General features: G+C 71.4%; 24 protein-coding genes. 10 read left to right on the top strand and 14 right to left on the bottom strand.

The window, feature by feature from the left end; all coding sequences use genetic code 11:
- Positions 1-42: 42 nt before the first annotated feature.
- Positions 43-861 carry an ammonia-dependent NAD(+) synthetase gene (gene nadE, locus AB0300_RS15175; protein ID WP_025104479.1) on the bottom strand — a complete coding sequence of 273 codons (819 nt, stop codon included), beginning with the start codon at positions 859-861 and terminating at the stop codon, positions 43-45.
- 110 nt (positions 862-971) lie between these two features.
- Between nadE and AB0300_RS15170 the strand changes: the two genes are divergently transcribed.
- Positions 972-1,529, top strand: coding sequence for a nucleoside phosphorylase (locus AB0300_RS15170; RefSeq protein WP_025104480.1), 558 nt, complete (start codon positions 972-974; stop codon positions 1,527-1,529).
- Between the two features lie 2 nt (positions 1,530-1,531).
- Here the strand turns inward: AB0300_RS15170 and AB0300_RS15165 are convergent, their stop codons facing one another.
- The 4 genes from AB0300_RS15165 to AB0300_RS15150 all read right to left on the bottom strand — a co-directional run bounded on the left by AB0300_RS15165 (position 1,532) and on the right by AB0300_RS15150 (position 6,793).
- Complete coding sequence (locus tag AB0300_RS15165) at positions 1,532-4,525, bottom strand: SMC family ATPase (RefSeq protein ID WP_366216330.1); 2,994 nt, start codon at positions 4,523-4,525, stop codon at positions 1,532-1,534.
- Positions 4,525-5,694 carry an exonuclease SbcCD subunit D gene (locus tag AB0300_RS15160; RefSeq protein ID WP_025104482.1) on the bottom strand — a complete coding sequence of 390 codons (1,170 nt, stop codon included), beginning with the start codon at positions 5,692-5,694 and terminating at the stop codon, positions 4,525-4,527. The genes AB0300_RS15165 and AB0300_RS15160 overlap by 1 nt, the downstream gene beginning before the upstream one ends.
- A gap of 255 nt (positions 5,695-5,949) precedes the next feature.
- Positions 5,950-6,432, bottom strand: coding sequence for a DIP1984 family protein (locus AB0300_RS15155; RefSeq protein WP_366216329.1), 483 nt, complete (start codon positions 6,430-6,432; stop codon positions 5,950-5,952).
- A gap of 52 nt (positions 6,433-6,484) precedes the next feature.
- Positions 6,485-6,793 (bottom strand): GNAT family N-acetyltransferase, encoded by a 309-nt coding sequence (locus AB0300_RS15150; protein ID WP_025104484.1) that lies wholly within the window; start codon positions 6,791-6,793, stop codon positions 6,485-6,487.
- 330 nt (positions 6,794-7,123) lie between these two features.
- Between AB0300_RS15150 and AB0300_RS15145 the strand changes: the two genes are divergently transcribed.
- Genes AB0300_RS15145 through AB0300_RS15135 form a run of 3 tightly spaced genes read left to right on the top strand, consistent with a single transcriptional unit; the run spans position 7,124 to position 9,086 of the window.
- A complete protein-coding gene (locus AB0300_RS15145; RefSeq protein ID WP_085603874.1) occupies positions 7,124-7,837 on the top strand; it encodes a winged helix-turn-helix domain-containing protein in 714 nt (237 codons plus the stop codon).
- A gap of 53 nt (positions 7,838-7,890) precedes the next feature.
- On the top strand, positions 7,891-8,850 hold the full coding sequence (locus AB0300_RS15140; protein WP_366216328.1) for a DNA-3-methyladenine glycosylase 2 family protein: 960 nt from the start codon (positions 7,891-7,893) through the stop codon (positions 8,848-8,850).
- Positions 8,851-8,888: 38 nt separating this feature from the next.
- Complete coding sequence (locus AB0300_RS15135) at positions 8,889-9,086, top strand: hypothetical protein (RefSeq protein WP_025104487.1); 198 nt, start codon at positions 8,889-8,891, stop codon at positions 9,084-9,086.
- A gap of 6 nt (positions 9,087-9,092) precedes the next feature.
- Here the strand turns inward: AB0300_RS15135 and AB0300_RS15130 are convergent, their stop codons facing one another.
- From AB0300_RS15130 to AB0300_RS15115, 4 genes are read right to left on the bottom strand one after another with little or no spacing between them, the layout of a single operon-like run.
- Entirely contained in the window at positions 9,093-9,848 is a 756-nt protein-coding gene (locus AB0300_RS15130; protein ID WP_366216327.1) for an ATP-binding cassette domain-containing protein, read from the bottom strand.
- Positions 9,845-10,873 carry an iron chelate uptake ABC transporter family permease subunit gene (locus tag AB0300_RS15125; protein WP_025104489.1) on the bottom strand — a complete coding sequence of 343 codons (1,029 nt, stop codon included), beginning with the start codon at positions 10,871-10,873 and terminating at the stop codon, positions 9,845-9,847. Before AB0300_RS15125 ends, AB0300_RS15130 begins: the two co-directional genes overlap by 4 nt.
- Positions 10,874-10,880: 7 nt before the next feature.
- Positions 10,881-11,867: an iron chelate uptake ABC transporter family permease subunit gene (locus tag AB0300_RS15120; protein WP_025104490.1), complete on the bottom strand. Its 987-nt coding sequence runs from the start codon at positions 11,865-11,867 to the stop codon at positions 10,881-10,883.
- Between the two features lie 48 nt (positions 11,868-11,915).
- A complete protein-coding gene (locus tag AB0300_RS15115; protein ID WP_366216326.1) occupies positions 11,916-12,911 on the bottom strand; it encodes an ABC transporter substrate-binding protein in 996 nt (331 codons plus the stop codon).
- A 100-nt stretch (positions 12,912-13,011) separates the two neighbouring features.
- Between AB0300_RS15115 and AB0300_RS15110 the strand changes: the two genes are divergently transcribed.
- The 6 genes from AB0300_RS15110 (at position 13,012) to AB0300_RS15085 (ending at position 17,301) form a co-directional block, all read left to right on the top strand.
- Entirely contained in the window at positions 13,012-13,779 is a 768-nt protein-coding gene (locus AB0300_RS15110; protein ID WP_025104492.1) for a siderophore-interacting protein, read from the top strand.
- Positions 13,780-13,810: 31 nt separating this feature from the next.
- Positions 13,811-14,212, top strand: a complete 402-nt coding sequence (locus AB0300_RS15105) for a VOC family protein (protein WP_025104493.1) — start codon at positions 13,811-13,813, stop codon at positions 14,210-14,212.
- 274 nt (positions 14,213-14,486) lie between these two features.
- Positions 14,487-15,656, top strand: coding sequence for an RtcB family protein (locus tag AB0300_RS15100; RefSeq protein WP_366216325.1), 1,170 nt, complete (start codon positions 14,487-14,489; stop codon positions 15,654-15,656).
- Positions 15,657-15,801: 145 nt separating this feature from the next.
- Positions 15,802-16,077: a hypothetical protein gene (locus tag AB0300_RS15095; RefSeq protein ID WP_366216324.1), complete on the top strand. Its 276-nt coding sequence runs from the start codon at positions 15,802-15,804 to the stop codon at positions 16,075-16,077.
- Positions 16,078-16,087: 10 nt separating this feature from the next.
- Positions 16,088-16,846, top strand: coding sequence for an NAD(P)H-binding protein (locus AB0300_RS15090; protein WP_366216323.1), 759 nt, complete (start codon positions 16,088-16,090; stop codon positions 16,844-16,846).
- 44 nt (positions 16,847-16,890) lie between these two features.
- Positions 16,891-17,301 carry a VOC family protein gene (locus tag AB0300_RS15085; RefSeq protein WP_366216322.1) on the top strand — a complete coding sequence of 137 codons (411 nt, stop codon included), beginning with the start codon at positions 16,891-16,893 and terminating at the stop codon, positions 17,299-17,301.
- Between the two features lie 22 nt (positions 17,302-17,323).
- Here AB0300_RS15085 and AB0300_RS15080 read toward each other — a convergent pair whose 3' ends face one another.
- From AB0300_RS15080 to AB0300_RS15060, 5 genes are read right to left on the bottom strand one after another with little or no spacing between them, the layout of a single operon-like run.
- Positions 17,324-18,838, bottom strand: coding sequence for a helix-turn-helix domain-containing protein (locus AB0300_RS15080; protein WP_174235394.1), 1,515 nt, complete (start codon positions 18,836-18,838; stop codon positions 17,324-17,326).
- Entirely contained in the window at positions 18,835-19,863 is a 1,029-nt protein-coding gene (locus AB0300_RS15075; protein ID WP_025104499.1) for a DUF917 family protein, read from the bottom strand. Before AB0300_RS15075 ends, AB0300_RS15080 begins: the two co-directional genes overlap by 4 nt.
- 10 nt (positions 19,864-19,873) lie before the next feature.
- On the bottom strand, positions 19,874-20,977 hold the full coding sequence (locus AB0300_RS15070; protein ID WP_366216321.1) for a DUF917 domain-containing protein: 1,104 nt from the start codon (positions 20,975-20,977) through the stop codon (positions 19,874-19,876).
- The gene (locus AB0300_RS15065) at positions 20,974-22,074 is read right to left on the bottom strand and encodes a DUF917 domain-containing protein (protein WP_366216320.1); all 1,101 of its coding nucleotides are present in this window, start codon (positions 22,072-22,074) and stop codon (positions 20,974-20,976) included. The genes AB0300_RS15070 and AB0300_RS15065 overlap by 4 nt, the downstream gene beginning before the upstream one ends.
- A gap of 1 nt (position 22,075) precedes the next feature.
- The gene (locus tag AB0300_RS15060) at positions 22,076-23,623 is read right to left on the bottom strand and encodes a hydantoinase/oxoprolinase family protein (protein WP_366216319.1); all 1,548 of its coding nucleotides are present in this window, start codon (positions 23,621-23,623) and stop codon (positions 22,076-22,078) included.
- Between the last annotated feature and the right edge of the window lie 37 nt (positions 23,624-23,660).

Here is a 23,660-nt window from a genome sequence, read left to right as displayed (position 1 = left end):
CGACACGGCGAAAAGCGGGCGGTCCCGCACGACGGGTCGCGGTCAGCGCCACCAGGTGTCGTCGGGGGTCACCGGGAGATGACGCTTGTGCTGGGTCGCGAGGTACCGCGCCTCGATGCGGCCGGCGACCTCGGGGTCGACCTCCCGCCCTTCGAGGAAGTCGTCGATCTGCTCGTACGTCAGCCCCAGCTCGTCCTCGTCCGTGCGCCCCGGCTGGTCGTCGAGGAGGTCGGCGGTGGGGACCTTGAAGGCCAGGCGCTCCGGAGCGTCCAGGAACTGGAGCAGGGCCCGCCCCTGTCGCTTCGTGAGACCGGCCAGCGGGAGCACGTCAGCGGCCCCGTCGCCGAACTTCGTGTAGAACCCCGTGACGGCCTCGGCGGCGTGGTCGGTGCCGATGACGATCAGACCCTCGTGACCGGCGAGCGCATACTGGGTGACCATGCGCAGGCGGGCCTTGATGTTGCCGCGGTTGAAGTCGGAGATGTCGCTGGAGACGGCGGACTCGATGTCCTTCTCGACGCCTTCGACGCCGTTCTGGATGTTGACCTCGATCGACGAGTCCGGCGCGATGAAGTCCAGGGCCGCCTGCGCGTCGTCGGCGTCGTGCTGGACGCGATAGGGCAGGCGCACCGCGAGGAAGGTCGCCTCCCCGCCCTCCGCACGCACCCGCTCCACCGCGAGCTGGGCGAGGCGCCCCGCGAGCGTCGAGTCCTGTCCGCCGGAGATGCCGAGGACGAAGCCCTTCGCGCCGGTCGTGCGCAGGTAGTCCGCGAGGAAGCCGACGCGACGCTCCACCTCCGCTTCGGGATCGATGTCGGGCCGGGCGCCCAGGTCTTCCGCGATCTGCTTCTGCAACGACACGTTGTCCTCCGCTCATCGGTTCGGCTCCAGTATCCCCCTTCCGTGTTTCGTGCGGGTCACGCCACTGCGCCGGGACGCGGTATCCGGCCGCGACCTGAGAGACTGAAGCGGTGAAGCTCCTCGTCGCCGCCCTCGAGTCCGAACTGTCCGCCTTCCCCGAGGAGCTCGACGGCTTCGACCGCCTGGTCACCGGCCCCGGAAAGCTGCCGGCGACGTACGCCCTGACCCGCGCCCTCGACGCGAAGAGCTACGACGAGGTCGTCGTCGTCGGCACCGCGGGCTCCATCGAGAAGGGGCGTGCGTACGCGGTGCACGAGATCGCGACCGCGGTTCAGCACGACGTGATCGACCTGGACGGCGTCGTCGGACGGCACGTCTCGCTTCCGCCGCAGGTGACCACAGGCCGCGAGGGCGTCGTGATCGCCACGGGTGATCACTTCGTGAACGACGCCGAGGTCACCGCCGTGATCCGGCCGATGGGTGCCGCCCTGGTGGACATGGAGACCTACGCCTACATCTGGGTGGCGGGGCAGTTCGGCGTGCCGATCCGCGCCTTCCGCGCCGTTTCCGACCAGGCGGAGGACGGCGCCCTGGCCGACTTCCGCGAGGCCATCGCCCGGTGCAGCATCGAGCTGCGCGAGGTGATCCGCGCCGAATACGGGGTCTGACCTCAGCGCGTCTCGATGACGCTCGGTCCGTTCGGCAGCGCACGGACCGTGAGCTGCGCGGGGATCTGCTCCTGCATCGCCTCGACGTGGCTGATGACGCCGACCGTGCGACCGCCCTGCCGCAGCTCGTCGAGCGTGCGCATCGCGACGTCGAGCGTGTCGCCGTCGAGCGACCCGAATCCCTCGTCGATGAACAGCGTGTCCAGGCGGATGCCTCCGGCGCGGGCCGTCACGACCTCGGCCAGTCCGAGGGCGAGCGCGAGGGAGGTGAGGAAGGTCTCGCCGCCCGAGAGCGACTGCGGCGGACGGGTCTGCCCGGTGAAGGCGTCGGCGACCACGATGCCCAGCCCGGACGCCGCACCGCGCGCAGCCAGGGCGTCGGAGTGCTGCAGGCGGTAGCGTCCTTCGGACATGTCGTGGAGCCGGCGGTTCGCGGCGTCGACGATCTCCTCGAGCTCCGCCGCCAGCACGAAGGTCTCCAGCGTCATCTTGCGGGTGTTCGCCCCTCGTCCGGCGATTGTGTCGGCGAGGGCCTGGAGCACCTCGAACGCCGCGGCATCCTCCGCCGTGCGGGCATGTTCGTCCTTCGCAGCGTCGATGAGGCCGGCCAGCCGCACCGCGTCGCCTGCCGCCCTGGTGGCCTCGTCGACGGCGGCGGACCATGCCGCTCTGGCGTCGAGCGCCGCCTGCTCATGGGGCGCGAGGTCGATCGGCTCATCCGGCAGCGTGCGCAGCTCGAGGTCGAAGAGCAGGGCGCGCTCCTTCTCCCGTTGCACGGCGTGCGTCGTCACCCGCTCGTCCAGCTCCGTCTGCACCGCCGGCGGACGCAGCGCCGCGGTGGCGGCCTCGACGTCGGAGAACTCGGAGGCGTCGAGGGCGGCATCCCTCTCGGCAGCCGCCTCCGCGGCCGCCTGCTGCCTCCGCGCCCGTTCGGCTTCGGCGTCGAGGAGGCGGCGTGCGACGGCGAGGTGGGTGGTGGCCTCCGTCATGCGCTCAGCCACCGACGCGTAGCTCCCTCGCGCCTCGTCGATCGCCGTACGGGCGGCCTCGTCGCGCTGGACGACCAGGGCGAGCTGCTCGCGGGCTTCGGCGAGGGCCGCCTCGTCCTGGACGCGCCGCTCCTCGAGCGCGCTCTGCTGGGCGCCGAGTTCGACGAGCTCGCCGTCGCGCAGCCGCGCGGCCTCGGCCGCGGCGAGGGCCTCCTTCTCGGCGGCCACGGCGGCATCGAGCTCGGCCTTCGCCGTCTCGACGTCTCGCCCGTCCGCGCGCGCCAGAGCCGCAGCGAGCTCGACCTGCAGCGACGTGCAGGTCGAGCTCGCCTGCTGCTCGCGGCGCGCCGCCTCGTCCCTCCGGGTCTCCGCAGCCGCGATGTCCTCCACGGAGACCGCGGCGCTGTGGTCTGCCGGGGCCGGGTGCTCCCGCGCCCCGCACACCGGGCAGGGGTGACCCTCGATCAGAGCGGACGCCAGCTCCCCGGCCATGCCGTCGATCCGGCGGTGGCGCAGCTCGGCCAGAGCCGACTGCGCGGCGGCCTGCGCGGACGTCGCCTCGGCGAGGACCCGGTCGGCCGCGGCGCACTCCTGCTGCAGACGTGCCGCCTCTTCCGCCGCCTCCCGGCGGAGCTCGGCATCGACGCGCGCGCTCTCCATGGCGGGGAGCCGGTCGCCGAGCCGACGGGCGTCATCCCGCTCCGCGGTGACGGCGGCGATCCGTTCGGGCAGCGCCGCGCGCTCCGCCTCGCCGTCGGCGCACCGGCGCTCGGCGGTGGCGACGGCCTCCTCTGCAGTGACGCGCTCGGCGGCGCGGCGCGGCGCCTCGGCCTCCAGCACGACGGCGCGCTCCCAGACCCCGGAGGCCCGTGTCCGGTCGGCGATCCACGCATCGAGGTCGTCGGTCTCGACACCGAGCTGATCCCAGTCCGCGCGTGCGCGCTTCTCCGCAGCCACCGCGTCATCAGCCGCCGTCACGGCACGGTCGGCCGCGGTGATCGAGGACCGCAGCACCTCGGCCGCCCGCGCCCTGGCGAGCTCCGCCTTCGCCTCGGCGATGGCTTCCTCCTCGGCGTCCAGACGCGCCATCGCCGCACGGGCACGGTCGCGCTCGCTCTGGGCGCGTTGATCCTCCCGTGCGGCGGCCAGAACAGCATCGGCGGCCTCGAACCGCCTCTCCGCCTCCTGACGCTCGGCAGCGCGCCGTTCCGCCCGGTACGCAGCGCGAGCCTGCGCCCGTTCCAGCTCCGCCAGGCGATCGGCCGTCGTGAGGCCCTCCCCCTGCGCCTCCGGTCCGACCTCGCCGTCGGCGTCGCCGGCGTCGCGCCCGAGGTCGGCATCCGCCACGAGGCGCTCGGCCTCGTCCAGCCGGGCGGACACCGTGGCGAGACGCGCCCCGAGGCTCTGCTCGGCGTGGCGCCGCCGCTCGTCGAACCGCGCCTGTACGTCTTCGAAACGCTCGGTGCCGAAGAGCCGGCGCAGCAGCGCCTGCCGGTCCCTGCTGCCTGCGAGCAGGAACTCCGAGAACCGGTTCTGGGCCAGCAGGATCACCTGCAGGAACTGCTCGCGGCTGAGCTGAAGGATGTCGTCGAGTTCGTGCGCCACGTCGACGGCCCGCGCCGCGCGACCGACCCAGCCGTCGTCCGTGAGCTCCTCCAGGGAGACCGCCGCCGCCTGCTTCGTCAGGCCTCCTCCCCGCCGGGCCGGCCGGAGGTACTCGGGGGAACGCGTGACCCGGTAGCGGCCGGACGGCGTGCTGAACTCGACGACGACCTCGGAGGGGTCGTCCGGTTCGCTGTGGTCGCTGCGGAGCCTCTTCTCCCCGCCGTCGTACCGCGGCACCCCGCCGTACAGCCCGAAGCAGACCGCATCCAGGATGCTCGACTTCCCCGCTCCGGTGCGGCCGGCGATGAGGAAGATCCCGTCGTCGGCGAAGGCGTCGAAGTCCACGGTCTGCCGCGCACGGAAGGGCCCGAATCCCTCGACCTCCAGACGATGCAGCCGCATTAGACGAGGGCTTCCGCGCGGACCCGGTCGTCGAGCACCTCGCGGATCAGCTCGCGTTCGACCTCGGTGGCTCCCTGGCCGGCGCGCACGTGCTCGAGGAACGCCTCGATCCGGTCGGCATCGGTCACCGCGGACCGCAGCCGCTCACCGTACGACCGCTCGCGCTCCTCTCCGGTCGCAGCGGGCTGATGCTGCACCATGGCACAGTGCGGGTACGCCTCGCGGAGCCGTCGCATGGGCTCGGTCTGCGGCACGGCGTCGGTGTAGACGGCGCACACCCAGGCGTCGGCGTGCGCGGCCACGCTCTCTGCGGAGAGGATCTCCTCGAAGGTGCCGGTCAGCGTGACCAGTCGCCGCGGAACCGGAAGCTCCAGCCACTCGACGCCCGCAAGGCCGTCGGCATCCAGGTCGACCAGCCAGGAGCCGCGCGGCTTGTGCTGTTCGCCGAAGCTGTAGTGCAGCGGAGCGCCGGCGTACCGCACCCGCTCGCTCACCTGCTGGCGACCGTGGATGTGGCCCAGTGCGACGTAGTCGGGGCCGTCGAACGCGCGGAGGGGGACGACGTCGAGGCCGCCCTGCCGCACCTCGCGCTCGAGACCCTCCGTCGGCTCCACGCCCGCGGCGAAGCAGTGGGCGATGGCGACCGACCGGCCCTCGTGCTCCTGCATGCCCGCGCGGACGAGCGTCATCGCGTGCGTCATGGTCTGGGCCTGCGTGCGCAGCTGCCGCCCCTCGGCGTCGCCCTCCGGCCAGTGCTGGCGGACGATCGCGGGCTCCAGGTACGGGATACCGAAGAAGTGCACGGGACCGTGGGCATCGTCGATCGTGACGGGCGTGCCGACCGCGAGGGGATCGGTGAGCACGTGGATGCCGTCGCGCAGCAGCCGGGCCTGGAATCCCAACCGCGCGGCGGAGTCGTGGTTGCCACTGGTGACGACCACCCGCGCTCCCGTCTCGTGCAGACCGACGAGAGCGTCTCCGAGCAGGGTGTAGGCGGCGGCCGAGGGCGTGGCGGAGTCGAACACGTCGCCCGCGACGATGACGACGTCCACCTCGTGCTCCCTGACCTGCGTGGTCAGGGCGGCGAGCACCTCGGCGAGCGCATCCATGGTGGAGTTGCCATGGAACGTCCGGCCGATGTGCCAGTCCGAGGTGTGCAGGATCCGCATACCCCCACGGTACGAAGACCCTCGGACATTCCCTCCGAGGCGTGCCGGGAGCGCCGTCTCCCGAGTCACGAGGAGGAAGCGGAAGGTCCCCTGACCCACCCTCGTCGCGGCGGCCGGCACGCGGTGATGCGAGATGCGCTGTGCACCTTCACCTGTGCGGCGTGCGGGGCTGCGCGATGCGAGATCAGGGCTGCCCTCCGCCCACAGGAGCCGGGCTTGCCCCGCCGGCTGAGGGTTGTGCCCGCTCCGTCGCGACTACCGACTTCCGCTCTCCTCCTCGAGGTCATGCGACCAGTTCGCCTGCTGGATCCGGTTGTCGAGCTCTCGGAGCTCCTGGGCGACCGCATCCGCCCGCGCACGCAGCGCGGCGACGGGCAGCGCCGACACCTGCCGCAGCTCCGAGCGCATCTGCCGCAGGTACTGCTCATTCGCCCCCGAGGCCGCGCCCGCCGCGTCCGTGAGCACGGCGTGACGCAGACGCAGCACGTCCCGCGCGGCCAGCGCATCGGTCATCGTCCCGTCCGGGCCGAGGTCGAGCCGGGCGTTCGTGACGTTGATGCGGCGGATGAGGCTCTGCAGCCGGGTCAACGCGGCCTCCGCCTCCTCGATCAACGCCGTCGCGTCCTCGGCGGGCTCCTCGCCCTCCTGGTACCGGGCGTTCGCGACGATGCGCGCCCGCAGCTGCTCGATGCGGCGCTGCAGGTCGGCGCGGGCGGCGAGGGCTTCGGCGAGTCTCATGCCCTCATCCTCGCAGGCGGCGGCCGTAACAGTCCGTCATACAGCCGGAAGGTCAGCGCGTGCGGAGAAGACCCGACTGCTCGGGGTGCGCGGCGAACCACTCCGCCACGTACCAGCAGACGGCGTCCACCTTGCGGTCGCCGCGCTCCGCGATGTCGGCCACGGCCCCCTCGACCACCTTCCCGGCGTACCCGTTCCCGCGGAATGCCGGAACCGTGTAGGCCCGGGTGAGCGCGACCGTGTGGCCGTCGTCCCGGTAGTCGAGCACGCTGACGAGCTTCCCGTCGCGCGTGAGGGTGTACCGCGATGCGTCCTTCTCGTCGGTCAGGATGAAGCCGCCGACGGTGTGCGAGATCGTCATCCGTGTCACGTTACGCCTCTTGCGACGCGCCCGGGCGTTTTGACATGTCCCGTCACGATCGGACATAATCCCCCCATGACCATCAACGCACGCCCTTTGTCCGCCCAGGAGGCGAACGGGACTGCCGGGATGATGATGCCCGGTCGCGTTGACATGTGTTGCCGAATGTGTCGCTGAACGAACAGCCACCTCGCCTGACCTGACTCCTCGCCATCTGCGAGAGCAGCGTCCCGAGCACACACCCGTGCTCGCTTCCCCGGCTCCGCCGGTCATTCGTGCAACGCATCCGAGCCCCCTCCCGTCGGGCTCACGTCCTGAGGACCCATCATCATGTCGAACTCCGCCCTTCTCGAGCGTCCCGCCGTCACCGCCCCGAACCGCACCGTCCGACCCGCCGAGCCGTCGGCCCCGTTGGCCCCGGCCGGCGCCGACCTCCCCGCCGTCCGCTCGCCCCGCGGCTTCGCCCTCTACGTCGGCCTGGACGAGATCAAGGCCGCCGAAGCCGGTGTGAGCCTTCCGCTGCTCGTCGACGCCCTCCGCCGCACGCTGGCCGAGCTCGCGCCCGGCGCCGAGACCCACGCCACCGTCGCCCTCGCCCCGCACGGCTCCGGCGGCCGAGACCTCGACGTCGTGCGTCTCGCCCTGCAGGAGCCCGGCGCGATCGCCCGCACCAAGGCCGCCGCCGAGGAGGAGACCACGCCCGAGGAGTCCGGCGTCACCGTCGACATCTCCCGCAAGCGCGTGCTCATCGACGGCGAGTCCGCCGCCTTCACCTACAAGGAGTTCGAGCTGCTGCAGTACCTCGTCCTCCGCGAGGGCCGCACGATCGAGCGCAGCGAGCTCGTCGCCGCCCTCTGGCAGGCCCAGGACGACGAGACGCCGGGCGAGCGCACGATCGACGTGCACGTGCGCCGGCTGCGGGCGAAGCTCGGCCGCTACGAGGACATCGTCCGGACCGTGCGCGGCATCGGCTACCGGTTCGACCGTCACGCCGACGTCGTCATCCGCTACGGCCACGGAACCCCGTCGCCCGACCGCTTCTGACGCGCTCCCCTCGCCGGGAGGCCGGTGTCAGGAGCCGCGCGTAGGGTGGGCGCATGACCCTCGCCGCCGCCCCCGCGACGGCGGGCGCCGTCCGCGCGGACTCTCCGCGGGAGACGACGTACCGCCCGCCGCAGCCGCTCGATCTCCGGCGCACCGTCGGCATGCTGCGCCGCGGCGGCACCGATCCGACGATGGTCTTCGACGGCCCGGTCATCTGGCGCGCGGTCCGCACGCCGCAGGGCCCCTCGACGCTCGCCCTGCGGATGTCGGGGAACGAGGTCAAGGCGACCGCCTGGGGCCCGGGTGCCGAGCACGCCCTCGCCCTCGTGCCGGCGCTGTGCGGTGCCGGCGACGACCCGACCGGCTTCGATCCCTCCCTGCACCCCCTCATCGCCGAGGCGGCCCGGCGGCACCCCGGCATCCGGCTCGCGCGGACGGATGAGGTCTTCGATGCCCTCGCCTGCGGCATCCTCGAGCAGAAGGTCACCTCCATGCAGGCCTTCGGCGCCTGGAGGTACCTCGTGTCGCGCTACGGCGACCCGGCACCGGGGCCGACGCCGCGACCGATGGCCGTCGCTCCCACGGCGGCGCAGTGGCGACGCATCCCGTCCTGGGCGTGGCATCGCGCCGGAGTGGAGCCGCCCCAGTCGAAGACCATCGTGCGGGCGGCGGAGCGCGGCGACCGCATCGCCGCTGCCGTCCGAGCAGCCACGACCGGCGCTGACCGTGACCGCGTGCTCACGAGCCTGCCCGGAGTCGGCGTCTGGACCGCTGCGGAGACCCGGATCCGCGCGCTGGGCGACCCCGATGCCGTCAGTGTCGGCGACTACCATCTGGCGCACGAGGTCGGGCATGCCCTGACCGGGCACCGCACGGACGATGACGGCATGATCGAACTGCTCGCTCCCTGGGCCGGCCACCGGCAGCGCGTCATCCGGCTCATCTTCGCGAGCGGCGTCGCCGAGGCACGGCGCGGGCCCCGGCTCGCCCCAGAGGACCACCGCCGACGCTGATCGGTCTGTGATCGCAGCGACCGACGTATGCTGAGCGCATGTCCCGTACCGCCCTGCGCATCTTCGTCACGGTCGGCCTGCTGATCGCCGGTGTCGTCCTCGGCCTCATCTTCCAGAACGTCTGGCTGGGCGTGCTGCTCGCCGCGATCGTGTGGTTCGGCTGGTTCCTCGGCTACGAGTCCCGCCGCGGCCACAACGCGGGCGTGAACGACGAGGACCACGGCGTCGAGCTCTGACGCCCGTCAGTAGTAGACGGCGAGGGGGCCGGACGGGCCCTCCACGACCTGTACCGGGGTGTCGAACACCCGGCTCAGCACGTCGTCCGTCATGATCTCCGCCGGCGGGCCGAACTCCACCACCCGGCCGTCCTTCATGGCGCAGATGTGGTCGGCGTAGTGCCCGGCGAAGTTGATGTCGTGCAGCACGATGACGATCGTGCGCCCGAGCTCCTCCGCCGCCCGCCGCAGGTGCTTCATCATCTGCACGGCGTGCCGCATGTCGAGGTTGTTGAGGGGCTCGTCCAGCAGCACGAACTCCGTGTCCTGCGCGAGGACCATGGCCACGTAGGCCCGCTGCCGCTGTCCTCCGGAGAGCTCGTCGAGGTAGCGCCCCTCGAGCGTCCCCAGATCGAGGAAGTCGATGGCCTGGCTGATGACCCCCTCGTCGGCCCTCGTCAACCGCCCCTGGGAGTGCGGGAAGCGGCCGAAGCCCACGAGCTGGCGCACGGTGAGCCTGGTCACGAAGTGGTTCTCCTGGCGGAGGATCGAGACCACCTTGGCCAGATCCTTCGACTTCGTGGAGGCGACGTCGAGCCCGGCGATCTCGATGGCTCCGGCGTCCATCCCGTTCAGCCGGCCGATCATGGTCAGGAGCGTCGACTTGCCCGCACCGTTCGGCCCGATGAGGGCGGTGATGCCGCCGGTCGGGATACGGAGGTCGACGGGGCCGATCGCCACCTCGCTGCTGTAGTCACGGCGGACGCCGTCGAGTGCGATCACAGTCTGCCCTTTCGGAGGATGACGATGAGGAAGACGGTGCCGCCCACGATCTCGATGAGGATCGACACCATGCCCTGCGCGTAGAAGACGTTCTTCATGACGAAGTACGCCCCCGCCAGGATCGAGAACGCGGTGAGGACGGCGACCGGGAAGATCAGCCGATGGTCGTGCGTGTCGGCGAACTGGTAGGCGAGCGTCGCCACGAGGAAGCCCAGGAAGGTCATCGGTCCGACCAGGGCGGTGGAGGTGGCCATCAGCACGGCGACGAGCGTCAGGACGAGGAACTGCTCCCTGCGGTGGTCGAGCCCCAGCGATCGCGCGGCATCGGGACCGAGCGCGAGCACGTTCAACCGCCGGGACCGCAGCCACAGCAGGGCGGACGCCGCGATCACGAGCGGGACCGCGAGCGGGAGGTACGAAGGGTCGGCGTTGGAGACGTTGCCGAACAGCCGGGCGGCGAGCACATCGAACTCGCTGGGGGTGAGCAGCCGCTGCATGAAGGTGGCGATCGCCCCGAGGCCTCCCCCGATCACGATGCCCACGAGCAGCATGATCTGGAGGTTGCCGTATCGGCCCGACAGCAGCCACCCGTAGAGCACGACGGCGAGCCCGACCATGACGAGCACCTGGAGGGCGAACTGGCCGACGCCCTGGATCGCCACCAGGCCCGCCACCCCGAAGAGGTACACGGTCGTGGTCTGCACGACGCGGTACAACGACTCGAAGCCCATGATCGAGGGAGTGATGATCCGGTTGTTCGTGACCGTCTGGAAGCTCACCGTGGCGACGGCCTGGGCGACCGCGACGAGCGCCATCACGACCACGGCGGTCGCGCGGTGCTGCGCGATGCGCCAGAAGCCGGGGGTGCCGACGGGGAGCGGGTTGTCCCAGGCGAGGAGACCGAAGGCGGAACCGAGGGCGATCACGCCGAGCACCACCAGCACGACGATGTAGCGGCGGCGCGCCCGTGCGGTCGTGAACGCCCCGGCCGACCGCGTCGTCCGCGGGGCCGTGGTCGCCGTCATCGTCGCCTCAGCCACGACGACGCTGCCGAAGGAGGAGGAGCACGAACACGACCGCGCCGACGACACCGAGGATCAGCGACACCGGCACCTCGAACGGCATGATGATCGTCCGCCCGATGATGTCGCAGACGGTGACGATCGCGATGCCGAGAAGACACACCCACGGCAGATTGCTGCGCAGGTCGTCACCACGGACCATCGAGACGATGTTCGGGACGATGAGCCCCAGGAAGGGGAGGTTGCCGACGACGACGGTCACCACGCCGGTCGTCACCGCGATCAGCGCGGTGCCGAGCAGGATCATCCGGTTGTAGTTCACCCCGACGTTGGTGGCGATCTCCTCCCCCAGCCCGGCGATGGTCAGCCGGTCGGCCACGAGGAAGACGATGACGCCGATGATGGCGACGATCCACAGCATCTCGTACTGGCCGCGCATGACCGACGTGAAGCTGCCCGCGAACCAGACGCCGATGATCTGCAGCGAGTTCGTGGCGAGGGCGAAGTAGGTCGTGATGGCGCCGACCACCGCGCCCAGCATGATGCCGACGATGGGCACGATGAGCGACGACTTCAACGCGACGCGGCGGAGGAACGCGAAGAACACCATCGTGCCGACGAACGCGGCGAGCACGGCTCCGGCCATGCGCAGCGGAAGCGAGGGCTGCGGCACGAGCACCATCACGGCGAGGAGCCCGAGTCCCGCCCACTCCGTGGTCCCGGTGGTGGTCGGCTCGACGAAGCGGTTCTGCGTGAGCAGCTGCATGACGAGGCCGGCCATCGCCATCGCCGCGCCGGCGAGCACCAGCGCGATCGTGCGGGGAACGCGGGTGATCTGGAACATCTGCGCGCCGTCGTCCGCGCCGGCGATGTCGTACACGCCGGTGAAGAGCGAGATCACCAGGAGCGCCGCCACGACGAGGACGCCGATGAGCAGCTTCGGATCGAACAGCCGTGCGGACGATCGCGATGTCGATGTGAGGAGAGGAGAGGTCATGGGGGATGCCGGCGGCGGCGCCCCGGTCGGGACGCCGCCGCACAGCCCTTACTTGTCGGCGCTCTTCTCGAGCGCGTCGGCGAGGTCGTTGAGGAACGTCGTGTACGTCTGGATGCTCTCGTTCAGGTAGGTGTCCGTGGGCATGTAGACGATCTGGTCGTCCTTCACGGCGGTCACGCCGGCGAGCGCCTCGGAGCTCTCGATGATCTCCGCCGCCTGCACGTAGTCCGGCGTCTCCGCCGCGAACACGGCATCCCGGTCGAGCACCAGGATCCAGTCGGGGTTCGAGGCGGCGATCGCCTCGACCGAGATCTCGTCGCCCTGGTGGTCGTCGGTCGCGTCGTCGACCTGCAGTGCCGGCGTGAGGCCGAGCATGTCGTAGATCGGTCCCAGCGAGCGGCCGACGGTCGGAGCGAGGTAGCCGATCTGCCCGCCCGAAGTGTTCACCGCCATGACGGTGTCGGCGTCGTCGTAGGCCGCCTTCGCGCGGTCCACAGCGGCGTCGAACTCCTCGACGAGCTTCTGGGCCTCGTCCTGCTTGCCGAAGATCTCGCCCAGGGCGGTGGTCTGCCGCTTGAGCTCCTCGTCGAAGGGCTCGCCGTCCCTCGGCTCCAGGTCGATGATCGTGGCGTCAGGGACGAGCTCGACGATGGCCTCGTTGTGCTGCGTGAACCGCTGGCCGCTGATGATGAGGTCGGGGTCGGCGGCGACGATGGCCTCGAGGTCGGGCTCGGAGTGCAGGCCGATGTCGACGATGTCCTCGTCCTTCACGTAGGAGACGGTCTCCGGCATGAGGGAGACCGCGCCGGCGGAGAGCTCGATGCCCCAGTCGGAGAGGGTCTGGAAGGTCCGGTTGTCCAGAGCGACGACCGAGGCCGGCGGCGTGCTGATCTCGTGCGTGCCGGTGTTGTCCTCGATGGTCACGGTCCCCGATTCCGCCGTCGTCTCTTCGGGTTCGGCTTCGCCGCCGGACGCGCAGCCGGAGAGGGCGAGCAGGCCGACGAGAGCGACGCTCGTGGCGGTGAGGGTTCTGGGCACGGACATGGAGAGACTCCTGTTCTGCGGGGATGTGTGCGCCCTCGTGGGGCGCCGGTCCGACGGGCGGGCGAGCCGACCGCGTCGGTTTTTAGGTTAGCCTTACTTTATGAGCGATACGAAATCCGGTTTCTCGATCGAGCGTCGCGGCCTCGAGCTGCGCTTCCGCAACGTCACGCTGAGCGCCCGCGAATGGCTCGCTCCGGACTTCGTGCGCGTCCGCCTGTCCGGGCCCGACCTCGCCGGCTTCGACTCCCCGGGTTCCGACGACCACATGCGGCTCTTCTTCCCGAGCGGCCCCGTGGACTCGGTGGAGGAGCTGCGGGCCTCCCCGAGCCGCGAGTACACGCCCCTCGCCTGGGGTGACGACTGGCTCGACGTGGAGTTCGCCGTGCACGGCGATCAGGGCGTGGCCGCCCCGTGGGCCGCGAACGCCCCGCTCGGGTCGACCATCGGCGTCGGCGGGCCGCGCGGCGCCGCCGTCCTCACCGGAGAGCCGGGATCATGGCTCCTCGTCGGCGACGAGACCGCCATCCCCGCGATCCGTCGCTTCGCCGCCCTCATCCCCGCCGGCACCCCCGCACGCATCGTCATCGAGACGGTGTCGGCCGGCCGCGAGATCGAGATCGACGCTCCGGTGCCTGTCGAGTGGCTGCACCGCGGCGACGCGCCGGCCGGCTCCGCGCTGATCGCCTTCCTCGACGCGCTGACCGCGGACGACGTCGTGGGAGACGACCCGTTCGTGTTCATCGCCGCCGAGCAGTCCATCGTGAAGCCCGGCCGGGCCCTGCTCGCACGCTGGGGCGTAGACAGCGCGAACGCCGTCGTGAAGGGCTACTGGAAGCGCGGCGAAGCCGAATACCACGCTCCGCACTGACAGGCGACCGCTGCGCTGACAGACTGGGCGCATGGCTCTCCTCGATCACCTGGGCATCACCGTCGCCGACCTGGAGCGCGGACGCGCGCAGTTCCATCCCGTGCTCACCGCGCTCGGCTACGAGCTCGGTGGGGAGGACGATCACTCGATCTCCTGGCACACCGGCGACGAGACCGAGATCATCCTCTACACGTGGGACGACGACTCCACCCCTCACCGCCACGGCCGCGTCGGCTGGCAGCACATGGCCTTCGCGGTGCCGTCGCGCGCCGAGGTCGACCGACTCCACGACCTCGCTCTCGACGCCGGCTGGACCGCGGTGCGCGAGCCGAAGGAGTATCCGCGGTACAGCGAGCGGTACTACGCCTCTTTCGTCGAGGACGCCGACGGCATCCGGCTCGAGTTCATGTACAACCCGCCGAAGGACGCTTGACGCCCGGGCGTGTCGCCGCCTAGGGTGGCAAGGCTGTGCCGACCGGCGCCGCACACCAGCCGAGGAGACGACGGATGACCGCCCCGCGGAATCTTCCCCAGAACGTGGCATTGCCGCTTCCGCAGAAGCGCAATGACCGCGACGAGTCGTACCCTCCGGCGCGCGCCGTGTGACAGCATCCGCTCTCGCAACGCCCCGCACCGTCAGGTCCGGGGCGTTTTCCGTCGGAAGACTCCCTGACCTGTGGCCGGACACCACCACAAGGAAAGGAATCATGGAGAGGCTCTCCGCGCGGCTGCTGTCGTGGGCGTCCCTGATCGATGAGAAGACCCTCGATCAGGCCCGCACCACCTCACGCATGCCGTTCATCCACCCGCACCTGGCGCTGATGCCGGATGCGCACCTCGGCAAGGGCGCGACCGTCGGGTCTGTCATCCCGACGCTCGGCGCGATCATCCCCGCGGCCGTCGGCGTCGACATCGGCTGCGGCATGATCGCCGTCCGCACGCCGTTCACGAAGGACGACGTCGACGGGCGCGACCTCGCCGCGCTCCGGGAGCAGATCGAGCGCGCGATCCCGCTGTCCGCCGGGCGCTACAACAACAAGGTCGTGGCGACGGCCGCACCGCGCATCGCCGAGCTGGAGGAGCGAGCACGTGCGGCCGAGTTCGACCCCGAGGGCTACGCGAAGAACTGGCGGCTCCAGCTCGGCACGCTCGGCTCGGGGAACCACTTCATCGAGGTGTCGGTGGACGAGCTCGACCGGGTCTGGCTGTTCCTGCATTCCGGGTCCCGTGGCGTGGGCAACAAGATCGCCGGGCACCACATCGCGGTCGCGCAGCGGCTGGCGAAGCAGTGGTGGATCGACCTGCCCGACCCCGACCTGGCCTACCTCGTCGAGGGCACGCCGGAATTCACGCGCTACATCCGCGAGCTCCGGTGGGCACAGCACTTCGCGCTGCTGAACCGCGAGGAGATGATGGACCGCGTCATCCGGCAGCTCTCCGACTTCCTCGGCGCTCCGGTCGAGGAGGAGGAGCGGATCAACTGCCACCACAACTTCACGGAGTCGGAGATGCACTTCGGAAAGCGCGTCTGGGTGTCCCGCAAGGGCGCGATCCAGGCGGACGCGGGTCGGCCCGGACTCATCCCCGGGTCGATGGGCACGGCATCGTACGTGGTGGAGGGGCTCGGCGACCCGCTGTCGCTGAACTCCTCCCCGCACGGTGCCGGGCGGGAGTACTCGCGGTCCGCGGCGCGGAAGACGTTCACCCACGCGCAGCTGCGGGAGGCGATGGCCGGCATCGAGTTCCGGGACACCGACGCCTTCATCGATGAGATCCCCCAGGCCTACAAGCCCATCGATCGGGTGATGGAGGATGCGGCGAGCCTGGTGCGGATCCGGCACACGCTGCGACAGCTCGTGAACGTGAAGGGCGACTGACCGAGGGCCGGGTGAGGAGGGATCCTCACCCGGCCCTTCCTCCCCAATCCCCGCGATCTCCGGTGTCTCCACAGAGCGCGAGGGGACGGGCGTGGCGTCCGCCAGGATGCTGGCAGGCTGAAGGATCCGGTGCCACGATGAGGGGATGGAAACCATGGACGGTGCGCAGGTCTGGACCATGATCGGCGCGTTCACGGCGCTGATGATGGGCATGCTCACGGTCGTCTCGACGCTGTTCACCCGCGTCCTCCGCAGCGAGATCGGCGGCCTGCGGAACGAGATGACCGCGCGCTTCGATGGGGTCAACATCCGCTTCGACGCGGTCGGCACGCGCATCGACGGCGTCAACGCCCGCATCGACGGGCTCGACCGTGATGTGCAGGCGCTCGTGAAGCGCACGTTCGGGCTGGATCGGGAGTGAGGATCGACGCATGAGGATCGTCGTCGCAGGAGGGACCGGCGTCGTCGGCACGCCCACGGTGGAGGCCGTCCGGAGCGCCGGTCATGAGGCCGTCGTGCTCAGTCGTTCGCACGGCGTCGATCTGGTCAGCGGGCGCGGGCTGGAGGCGGCGCTGACCGGAGCCGATGCCGTGATCGATGTCGTGAGCGTCGAGACCCTGAAGGCGAGCACGGCGATCGAGTTCTTCACCGCCGCCACCGGGAACCTCCTCGCCGCCGCCGCGGACACCGGCGTGGGACACGTCGTCCTGCTCTCCATCGTCGGCATCGACCGGATCCCCTACGACTACTACGCGGGCAAAGTGGCCCAGGAGAAGCTGGTCTCCGCGTCCGCCGTCCCCTCCACGATCCTCCGCGCCACGCAGTTCCACGAGTTCGCCGCGCAGATGTTCGCGCGCGCGAAGGCGGGGCCGCTGCATCTCGCCCCGCGTGCGCGCACGCAGCCGGTGGCGGCCCGCGAGGTCGCGGAGCGGCTCGTCACGCTCGCGATCGGGGACGCGCAGGGTCGAGTGCCTGACTTCGCCGGCCCCCGCGAAGAGCAGCTCGCCGACATGGTGCGGGCGTACGCTCGGCGCATCGGGTACCGAGGCTGGATCCCGGCGCTGAACGTGCCCGGCCCGCAGATGGCGGGGATGCGCGCGGGGAAGGCGCTGCCGGGACCGGATGCCGTGCGCGGGACGCAGACGTTCACAGAATGGCTTGCCGAGGCGGTGCCGGCGCGCGCAGACTGAGGAGGGGCGGGGGTCTTCCAGCAGTCGAGCGACCAGGAGCACGCATGGCGAACCTCAATCCCTACCTGTCCTTCCGCACCGAGGCCCGCGAGGCCATGGAGTTCTACCGGGGAGTCCTCGGCGGAGATCTCGACATCACGGTCTTCGGCGACTTCCCCGACATGGTGCAGGATCCGAGCCAGAAGGACCTCGTGATGCATGCGCAGCTCACGACCCCCGACGGCCTCGTGCTCATGGCCTCGGACACCCCGGAGGGCATGACCTACGAGAAGCCGCAGGGCGTCTCCGTGTCCCTGAGCGGCAACACCCAGGAGGTCACCCAGCAGGTGTGGGACTGCCTCTCCGAAGGCGCCACGATCACGATGCCGCTCGATGTGCCGCCGTGGGGCGGGACGTTCGGGATGCTCGTCGATCGCTTCGGGATCGCCTGGATGCTGCACGGCGACCCGGAGTGACCCCGGACGGTGTGCTCCGGGCTCAGCCCGGCAGCACCGCCCGGCACGCGAGATGCAGCGCCAGTCGCGCCTCGGGGTCGTTCATGTCGATCCCGAGGAGCTCCTGGACCCGGCGGATCCGTACGGCCACCGTGTTGCGATGCAGCCCGAGAGCGGCCGCGGTGGCCGCGATGCCGGACTCGTGGTCGAGGTAGGCCGACAGGGTCCTGAGCAGTTCCCCGTTCCCCTCGGCCAGAGGGGCGAGCAGCGACTGCGCGGCCGGGACGAAGGTGTCGTTGCCGGTCCAGGCGAGCAGGAGCTGTTCGAGCCCGAGGCTGTCGACGCGGACGAACCATCCGGTGGCCGACCGGGCCGCGGCGATCCGTGCGGCGTCGCCGGCCTCGTCGAGGGTCGCCGCCAGTCCTTCCGGCCCGGTCTGCGCCGAGCCCACCCCGGTCGCCACGGCGAAGTCGCGCAGTGCCGTGAGGTGGAGGTCGCGCAGTGCCGTCACGGCCCGCTCGATGCGATCGGGCCCCGGGGCCTCAGCGAACGAGAGCCAGCCGCTGAGGCCTCGACCCGCCGTGGTCGCGTGCGCCTCGGCGTCGATCGCGCTGAGGCCGGGCCTGATCGCACGGAGAAGTGCGAGCGGCTCCACCCGGCTGCGCGCCACCATGCGGAAGCCGAGGTGATGCCCGCCGGTGCGCCACCCCCGCTCCGCCATGCGCCGTTCCACATCGGCATCGGCGGCTCCGCGGAGCTCGACGAAGTCCCGCAGCAGGCCCGACGATGCCGCGACGTCGTTGACGGCCGCGATCTCGTCGATGAGGATGCGGGCGGCCACCGCGGGCATGGCGACCTCCGCGGCCACCAGGAGCGACCGCAGCTGTGCCTCTCCGAAGCCGTGGCCGAACAGGACGAGACGCAGACCGGACCGGCCGGGGCTGTCCACCCGCACCGAGGCGGCCGTGCCCTCCCCCGCCCTGGCACTGTCGCTCCACGCGTCGAAGCGGATCGCCGCGTGCAGTTCGGCGTCCAGGTGTCCGCCGGCTTCACGGAGCACTCCCGCGGCGTCGACGAGGGCGACGCCCAGACCGAGGTTCGCCGCGAGGTGTCCGAGCAGGTCGCCGAGGTCGTCGGCGGCGTACTCGAACGACTGCGCGACCTTGCGCACCCGCGTGAGCGTCAGAGCGTCGCGGGCCTCGATGAGCATCCAGCAGGCGCGGGCGAGCTGGACCGGCCTCTCGACGTCGAGCAGGGCGAGACCGATCCGGTCCGCGAGGCGGAGCGCCCCGGGGTCGACACCGGCGGCGCCGGGGAGCGCGAGCCCCGTGAACCCGCGGTCACGGACCCGGCGCAGCATCGCGTCCTGCTGCCAGGTGGCGACCGGCGCCCCGGACGTGAGGATCGCGAGCCGGCCGATGCCCTCGTCGGGCAGGTCGGACTCGCCGGCTTCCACCACCACCGCGTCCCACGCGACATCCCGCGGGCCCGCGACGTGGCGGAGGACGCCGTTCTCCTCCTGCGCCAGCAGCGCCGGCAGCGCGAGCGCCCCGCTCACGCCGCGTCCAGATCGACGAGCCCGTAGGCGGAAGGCACCACCCGGGCCCGACGCTCGGGGCGGGCGTTCCACCATGCGGGAGCGGGGAGGGCGAGGGCCGCCACGGTGCGCCCGGGGGCCAGCTCGGTGACTTCGAGGACGTCTCGGGACACGGCATCCAGGAGGACGATGATCTCGGGCGCCGCGGCCACCAGCAGGCCGTCGGTGAGCACCGCGAGGGTCTCGGACCGGGTGACGATGCGGTGCACCGCTCCGCCGAGTCCGGCGATCTCGACCGCGTTCACGTGCGGGTCGGCTGCGGAGGACGCGGTGGTCACGATGCGGCCCTCGGCGAGCAGCGTCCCCCCGAGCACCTCGGCGAGGACCGGCAGCGGTGCCGCCCGGTGCACCAGGAAGCTGCGGCCGAGGGCGAGCGCGCGGGCGAGGTGGTCGGCGATGGCGTGCTCGCGCAGATCGCCGACGGTGAAGCCGGCGAGAACGGCGCAGCCGACGCCTCCGGCCTGGATGATGGCCGAACGCACCACACGCTCCGCATCGATCGCCCTCGTCGCCTCCACGAGCGCCACCCCGTCGGCCCCGGTCTCGCACGCGAAGACCAGTCCCGGCACGCGGTCGACGAACAGCGACATCTGATCGAGTCCCGGCACCGCACGCCCCGTGCAGTCGGCGTCCACCACGGTGTGCGATCCGGCCAGAGTGAGCGGCGCGAGGCCGTTCATCCCCCCACCCTCGAGCGAGCACACCGCCGGGACGGGATGCCCGAGCCATCTCTCCACCGCCCGCAGCAGCGGGGCGAAGGGCGCGGCACCGGGCATCCGCTCGCCGAGCAGCATCGTCGACCCGACGAAGGCCACGCCGAGACAGGGCGTGGCGGGGTCCAGCGCGTCCACCGGCGCGACGTCGAGGGGCCAGGGCGCGGTGGTGCCGAGGATGAGTTCGAGCATCGTCGTGGACCCGCCGCCGCCGGAGCCGAGCAGGGCGTACCCGCGGGCGAGCGCCTCCAGGTCGTCCCGCTCCAGCCTCATGGGATCCAGCCTAGGACGCGGCCATCCCCTCGACGGGAGCGAACTTCTCGGTCAGGCCGAAGGCGGACGGCCCGAAGGCGGCCAGAGCCTCGGGGGTGCGCATCATCGCCGGCGTCGAGATGCCGAGCACCCGGACGCGCTGACCGTAGCGGAGTCCCTCCGTGGTGATGGGCTCGGCGGTCTCGTGATCGACGACGCAGATGAGATCGGGAACGATCGCGACGAGCCGTCCACCCCGCCGCGCGGTGAGGTTCTCGTTCTGGAAGGCGATCTCGAACGTGTCGTCCTCCGCGGCGCCGAGCGGAGCGATGACCGCCCGCCCCTTCGCGAAACCCTCGGTGGTCCGTCGTTCGACATCCACCACCTTCCCGACGCAGAGCTCGCGCACATGCGGGTAGAGCGTGGTCGCGAGCGTCGCGGCGATCGCCTCGAACGGCGAGCGGTGCTCGTCCCGGGCGAGCCGGATCGCTCGGCCCAGGGCGAGAGCCATCGAGATGGTGCGCGGCACCGCCGTGCGCCTCACGTCGGCCCCGGTCATGGCGTACTCGGCGATGTGACCGACGCCACCCAGCCGGATCGTGATGCCGCGGGCGAGCCACTCCATCTGACGATCGTCGTCTCCCGTGTCGATGACGACGCGCTCCCCGCGCTCTCCGGCGAGCGCGAGCGGCGAGCCGTGCACGCCGTAGACCGCGAAGGTCTCCATCGACAGCTCGGGGAACGCCCGGCCCATGCCGTCCGCGTCCACGACCGGAAGACCGGTCTCCGCGGCGACGATGAGCGGGATCATCGAGTTGATCCCCCCGCACTCGATCGGCATGGTGGCATCGGCCCGGCGTCCCAGGTGGTCCTCCAGGGTGCGCAGGGCGAGGGTGGGTTCGGTGCCGGCGGGGATCTTCTCGACCATCACCGTCGGCGCCCCCATCTGCGCGGTCGGGATGACGAAGAGGTCGTCGGCGAGGTCGTCCGGGTCGAGGATCGTGATCGCCCCGTCGCCGAGCACCCGCTCCACCAGCATCTTGCCGATGTAGGGGTCGCCCCCGCCGCCGGTGCCGAGCAGCGTGGCGCCGCGGGCGAGGTCGGGCAGGTCTGCCGCGGTCAGCTCCCAGCTCATGCGGCGGCCCCTGCCGCGGCGTCTCCGGCGGAGACCGTGCCGTCGAACCGGTGCGCCGGGATGTCGTAGCCGAAGTACCCCGGGCCGACCATCGCGAGAGCCGCGTCCGAGTGCCAGCGCTCGTCAGCGGGAGCGGCGATCACGCGGACGCGCTGGCCGTAGCGCAGCCCCTCGGTCGTGACGGGCTCCCCCGACTCGCCGTCGAGGACCATGATGAGGTCGGGGGTGGTCGCCAGCACCCGCCCGTCCGCCTCCGCGACGAGGTGCTCGTTCTGGAACTGCAGCGTCAGCGAGGCTCCGCTCTCTCCGTCGATCCGTGCCCGACCGCGCGCGAAGCCGGTCGTCGTGGCCCGGTTCACGTCGGCGACCTTGCCACCGAACAGCTCGCGACCGCCGAGGAGCTCCACGACGGCGGCGACCGGGTCGGTCTTCGCCTCGCGGGCCTCCGCGATCCGCTGACCGATGTCGATGCATCGGGACAGCGATCCCGCCACCAGCGACCGGCGTGCGGCGGCACCCGACATCGAGAAGCCGGAGATCATGACGGAGCAGCCCATCTCGACGCACGCGACGCGGGCGATGCGCTCGGTCCAGGAGTTGTCGGCGGTCTGCAGCACGCCCGTGTTCCCCTTCTCGTCGCTGAAGGCGAGCGGCGAGGCCGTCACGCCGTACAGCGTCGGGAGCACCATCTGCAGCTCGGGGAAGGCGCGACCCATGCCGTCCGCGTCGACGAGCGGCAGCCCGAGCGCGGCGGCGGCGGCGATCGGGATCGTCGAGTTCACGCCGCCGACCTCGGCGCAGGCGATGTGGGTGACCGGGCGGCCGAGGTGGATCCCGAGCGCCTTGACCGGCTCGATGACCTCCGCGAGGCTCGGCAGCTTCTCGACCATGACGGTGGGCGCGCCCATCATGGCGACGAACAGCACGAGGGCGTCGTCCGGCACCTCGTCGAGCGCCACGACCGTGACGTCTCCCGAGGCGAGGGCCTGGCGGGCGAGGAGCGCGCCGATGTACGGGTCGCCGCCTCCTCCGGTGCCGAGCACGGCCGCGCCGCGGGCGAGACCGTCGATGTCGGCGGCGGTGATCGTCGTGCTCATGTCAGGCCCCCATGTCGAGGTCGCCGACGGCCTTCACGCGGATGCGCGTCGCGTTGCCGGGAAGATACGGGATGGGGACCTCGTCGAAGTCGATGATCGACACCGTCGCGGGCTTGGCGCCGGCCGCGATGGCCTTGTCGACGGCCTCGGCGCGCACCTCGGCGATCGTCTCGTCGCGACGGCCCGGCTCGATCGCGTAGACCTTGTCGATCTCGCCGCCGACCTGGGCGATCGAGGCGCCGATGGCGTTCGCGACCGCATAGTTCTCCGGGCGATGGACGGTGCCGAACAGGGGCAGCTCGTCGGGCAGCAGGATGGACCCGCCGCCGACGGCCACGACCGCGATGGGCTCCGGCGACGTGCGCATGCGGTCCACCGCCTCCGCGACGCGCTCCGCGATGCGGGCGAGCACGCGCTCCACGAACGCGGGGTCGAGGTGCGCGACCTTGGCGGGATCCCCCACCTGCGCACGACCGGCGGCGACCGCGATGTCGGTGGCCGTGAGGGTCGAGCCGCCGAAGACCAGAGCCTCCGTCGTCAGCCGGTATCCGACCGAGGCCGGACCCACCTCGGCCGTCTCCTCGTCGACGATGCTGCCACCGCCGATGCCGAGGGAGAGCACATCCGGCATGCGGAAGTTCGTGCGGATGCCGGCGACCTTCACCTCGTTCGCCGTCTCCCGGGGGAAGCCGTTGATGAGCAGGCCGATGTCGGCGGTGGTGCCGCCCACGTCGATGACGGCGCAGTCGACGAGGCCGCTGGTGGCCGCCGCCCCGCGCATCGAGTTGGTGGGGCCGGAGGCGAAGGTCGCGACCGGGTACCGGCGCACGTAGTCCTCGTCCATGAGCGTGCCGTCGTTCTGGCTGAGGAAGATCGGCGCTTCGATGCCCTGCGCACGGACCGCCGAGGTGAGCCCGTCGACGATCTCCGACGCGAGCTCGCGGAGGGCGGCGTTGATGATCGTCGCGTTCTCGCGCTCCAGCAGTCCGATGCGGCCGATCTCATGCGACAGCGAGATGGCGGCGTCCTCTCCGAGCACCGAGGCGACGATCTCGGCCGCCTGCACTTCGAGGTCGTGGTTGACCGGGCTGAACACCGACGAGATGGCCACCGAGCGGATGCCGTTCGCCTTCATGTCCTCGGCGTGCGCGCGGATCTCGTCGGGGTCGAGCGGCGAGATCGGGCGGCCGTCGAACTCGTAGCCGCCGTGCGCCAGGTAGCTGCGTGCCTGGGTGGCCGCGACGAGAACCTCCGGCCAGTCGATCAGCGGCGGCAGCGCGCGCGTCGCGGGCAGGCCGAGTCGAAGGGCCGCGACCGGAGCGAGCCGGCTCGCCTGCACGAGCGCATTGATGAAGTGCGTCGTGCCGATCATCACCGCGTCGATGTCGCCGCCCTCGAAGGAGTGCCTCGCACGGAGGTCTGCGATGGCCTGGACGATCCCGCTCGTCACGTCCGGGGTCGTGGAGTGCTTGACCCCGGCCAGGGTGCGGGTGCCGTCCATGAGGACGGCGTCGGTGTTGGTGCCGCCGACGTCGATGCCGATGTGCATGATGCTCGCTTTCGTGGAGGTGGTTCGTGTCCGGCGG

This window comes from Microbacterium sp. NPDC078814, assembly GCF_040702645.1.
Taxonomy (GTDB): Bacteria; Actinomycetota; Actinomycetes; order Actinomycetales; family Microbacteriaceae; genus Microbacterium.
The sequence above is the reverse complement of the archived record's forward strand: the minus strand, read 5'-3'. Positions and strand labels throughout refer to the sequence as shown.

What these genes read in the sequence shown, in the direction of transcription:
- AB0300_RS15165 (WP_366216330.1), bottom strand. Translation starts at nt 4,525, where the DNA reads ATGCGGCTGCATCGTCTGGAGGTCGAGGGATTCGGGCCCTTCCGTGCG.
- AB0300_RS15160 (WP_025104482.1), bottom strand. Translation starts at nt 5,694, where the DNA reads ATGCGGATCCTGCACACCTCGGACTGGCACATCGGCCGGACGTTCCAT.
- AB0300_RS15155 (WP_366216329.1), bottom strand. Translation starts at nt 6,432, where the DNA reads ATGAGACTCGCCGAAGCCCTCGCCGCCCGCGCCGACCTGCAGCGCCGC.
- AB0300_RS15150 (WP_025104484.1), bottom strand. Translation starts at nt 6,793, where the DNA reads ATGACGATCTCGCACACCGTCGGCGGCTTCATCCTGACCGACGAGAAG.
- AB0300_RS15145 (WP_085603874.1), top strand. Translation starts at nt 7,124, where the DNA reads ATGTCGAACTCCGCCCTTCTCGAGCGTCCCGCCGTCACCGCCCCGAAC.
- AB0300_RS15140 (WP_366216328.1), top strand. Translation starts at nt 7,891, where the DNA reads ATGACCCTCGCCGCCGCCCCCGCGACGGCGGGCGCCGTCCGCGCGGAC.
- AB0300_RS15135 (WP_025104487.1), top strand. Translation starts at nt 8,889, where the DNA reads ATGTCCCGTACCGCCCTGCGCATCTTCGTCACGGTCGGCCTGCTGATC.
- AB0300_RS15125 (WP_025104489.1), bottom strand. Translation starts at nt 10,873, where the DNA reads ATGACGGCGACCACGGCCCCGCGGACGACGCGGTCGGCCGGGGCGTTC.
- AB0300_RS15120 (WP_025104490.1), bottom strand. Translation starts at nt 11,867, where the DNA reads ATGACCTCTCCTCTCCTCACATCGACATCGCGATCGTCCGCACGGCTG.
- AB0300_RS15115 (WP_366216326.1), bottom strand. Translation starts at nt 12,911, where the DNA reads ATGTCCGTGCCCAGAACCCTCACCGCCACGAGCGTCGCTCTCGTCGGC.
- AB0300_RS15110 (WP_025104492.1), top strand. Translation starts at nt 13,012, where the DNA reads ATGAGCGATACGAAATCCGGTTTCTCGATCGAGCGTCGCGGCCTCGAG.
- AB0300_RS15105 (WP_025104493.1), top strand. Translation starts at nt 13,811, where the DNA reads ATGGCTCTCCTCGATCACCTGGGCATCACCGTCGCCGACCTGGAGCGC.
- AB0300_RS15100 (WP_366216325.1), top strand. Translation starts at nt 14,487, where the DNA reads ATGGAGAGGCTCTCCGCGCGGCTGCTGTCGTGGGCGTCCCTGATCGAT.
- AB0300_RS15095 (WP_366216324.1), top strand. Translation starts at nt 15,802, where the DNA reads ATGGAAACCATGGACGGTGCGCAGGTCTGGACCATGATCGGCGCGTTC.
- AB0300_RS15090 (WP_366216323.1), top strand. Translation starts at nt 16,088, where the DNA reads ATGAGGATCGTCGTCGCAGGAGGGACCGGCGTCGTCGGCACGCCCACG.
- AB0300_RS15085 (WP_366216322.1), top strand. Translation starts at nt 16,891, where the DNA reads ATGGCGAACCTCAATCCCTACCTGTCCTTCCGCACCGAGGCCCGCGAG.
- AB0300_RS15075 (WP_025104499.1), bottom strand. Translation starts at nt 19,863, where the DNA reads ATGAGGCTGGAGCGGGACGACCTGGAGGCGCTCGCCCGCGGGTACGCC.
- AB0300_RS15070 (WP_366216321.1), bottom strand. Translation starts at nt 20,977, where the DNA reads ATGAGCTGGGAGCTGACCGCGGCAGACCTGCCCGACCTCGCCCGCGGC.
- AB0300_RS15065 (WP_366216320.1), bottom strand. Translation starts at nt 22,074, where the DNA reads ATGAGCACGACGATCACCGCCGCCGACATCGACGGTCTCGCCCGCGGC.
- AB0300_RS15060 (WP_366216319.1), bottom strand. Translation starts at nt 23,623, where the DNA reads ATGCACATCGGCATCGACGTCGGCGGCACCAACACCGACGCCGTCCTC.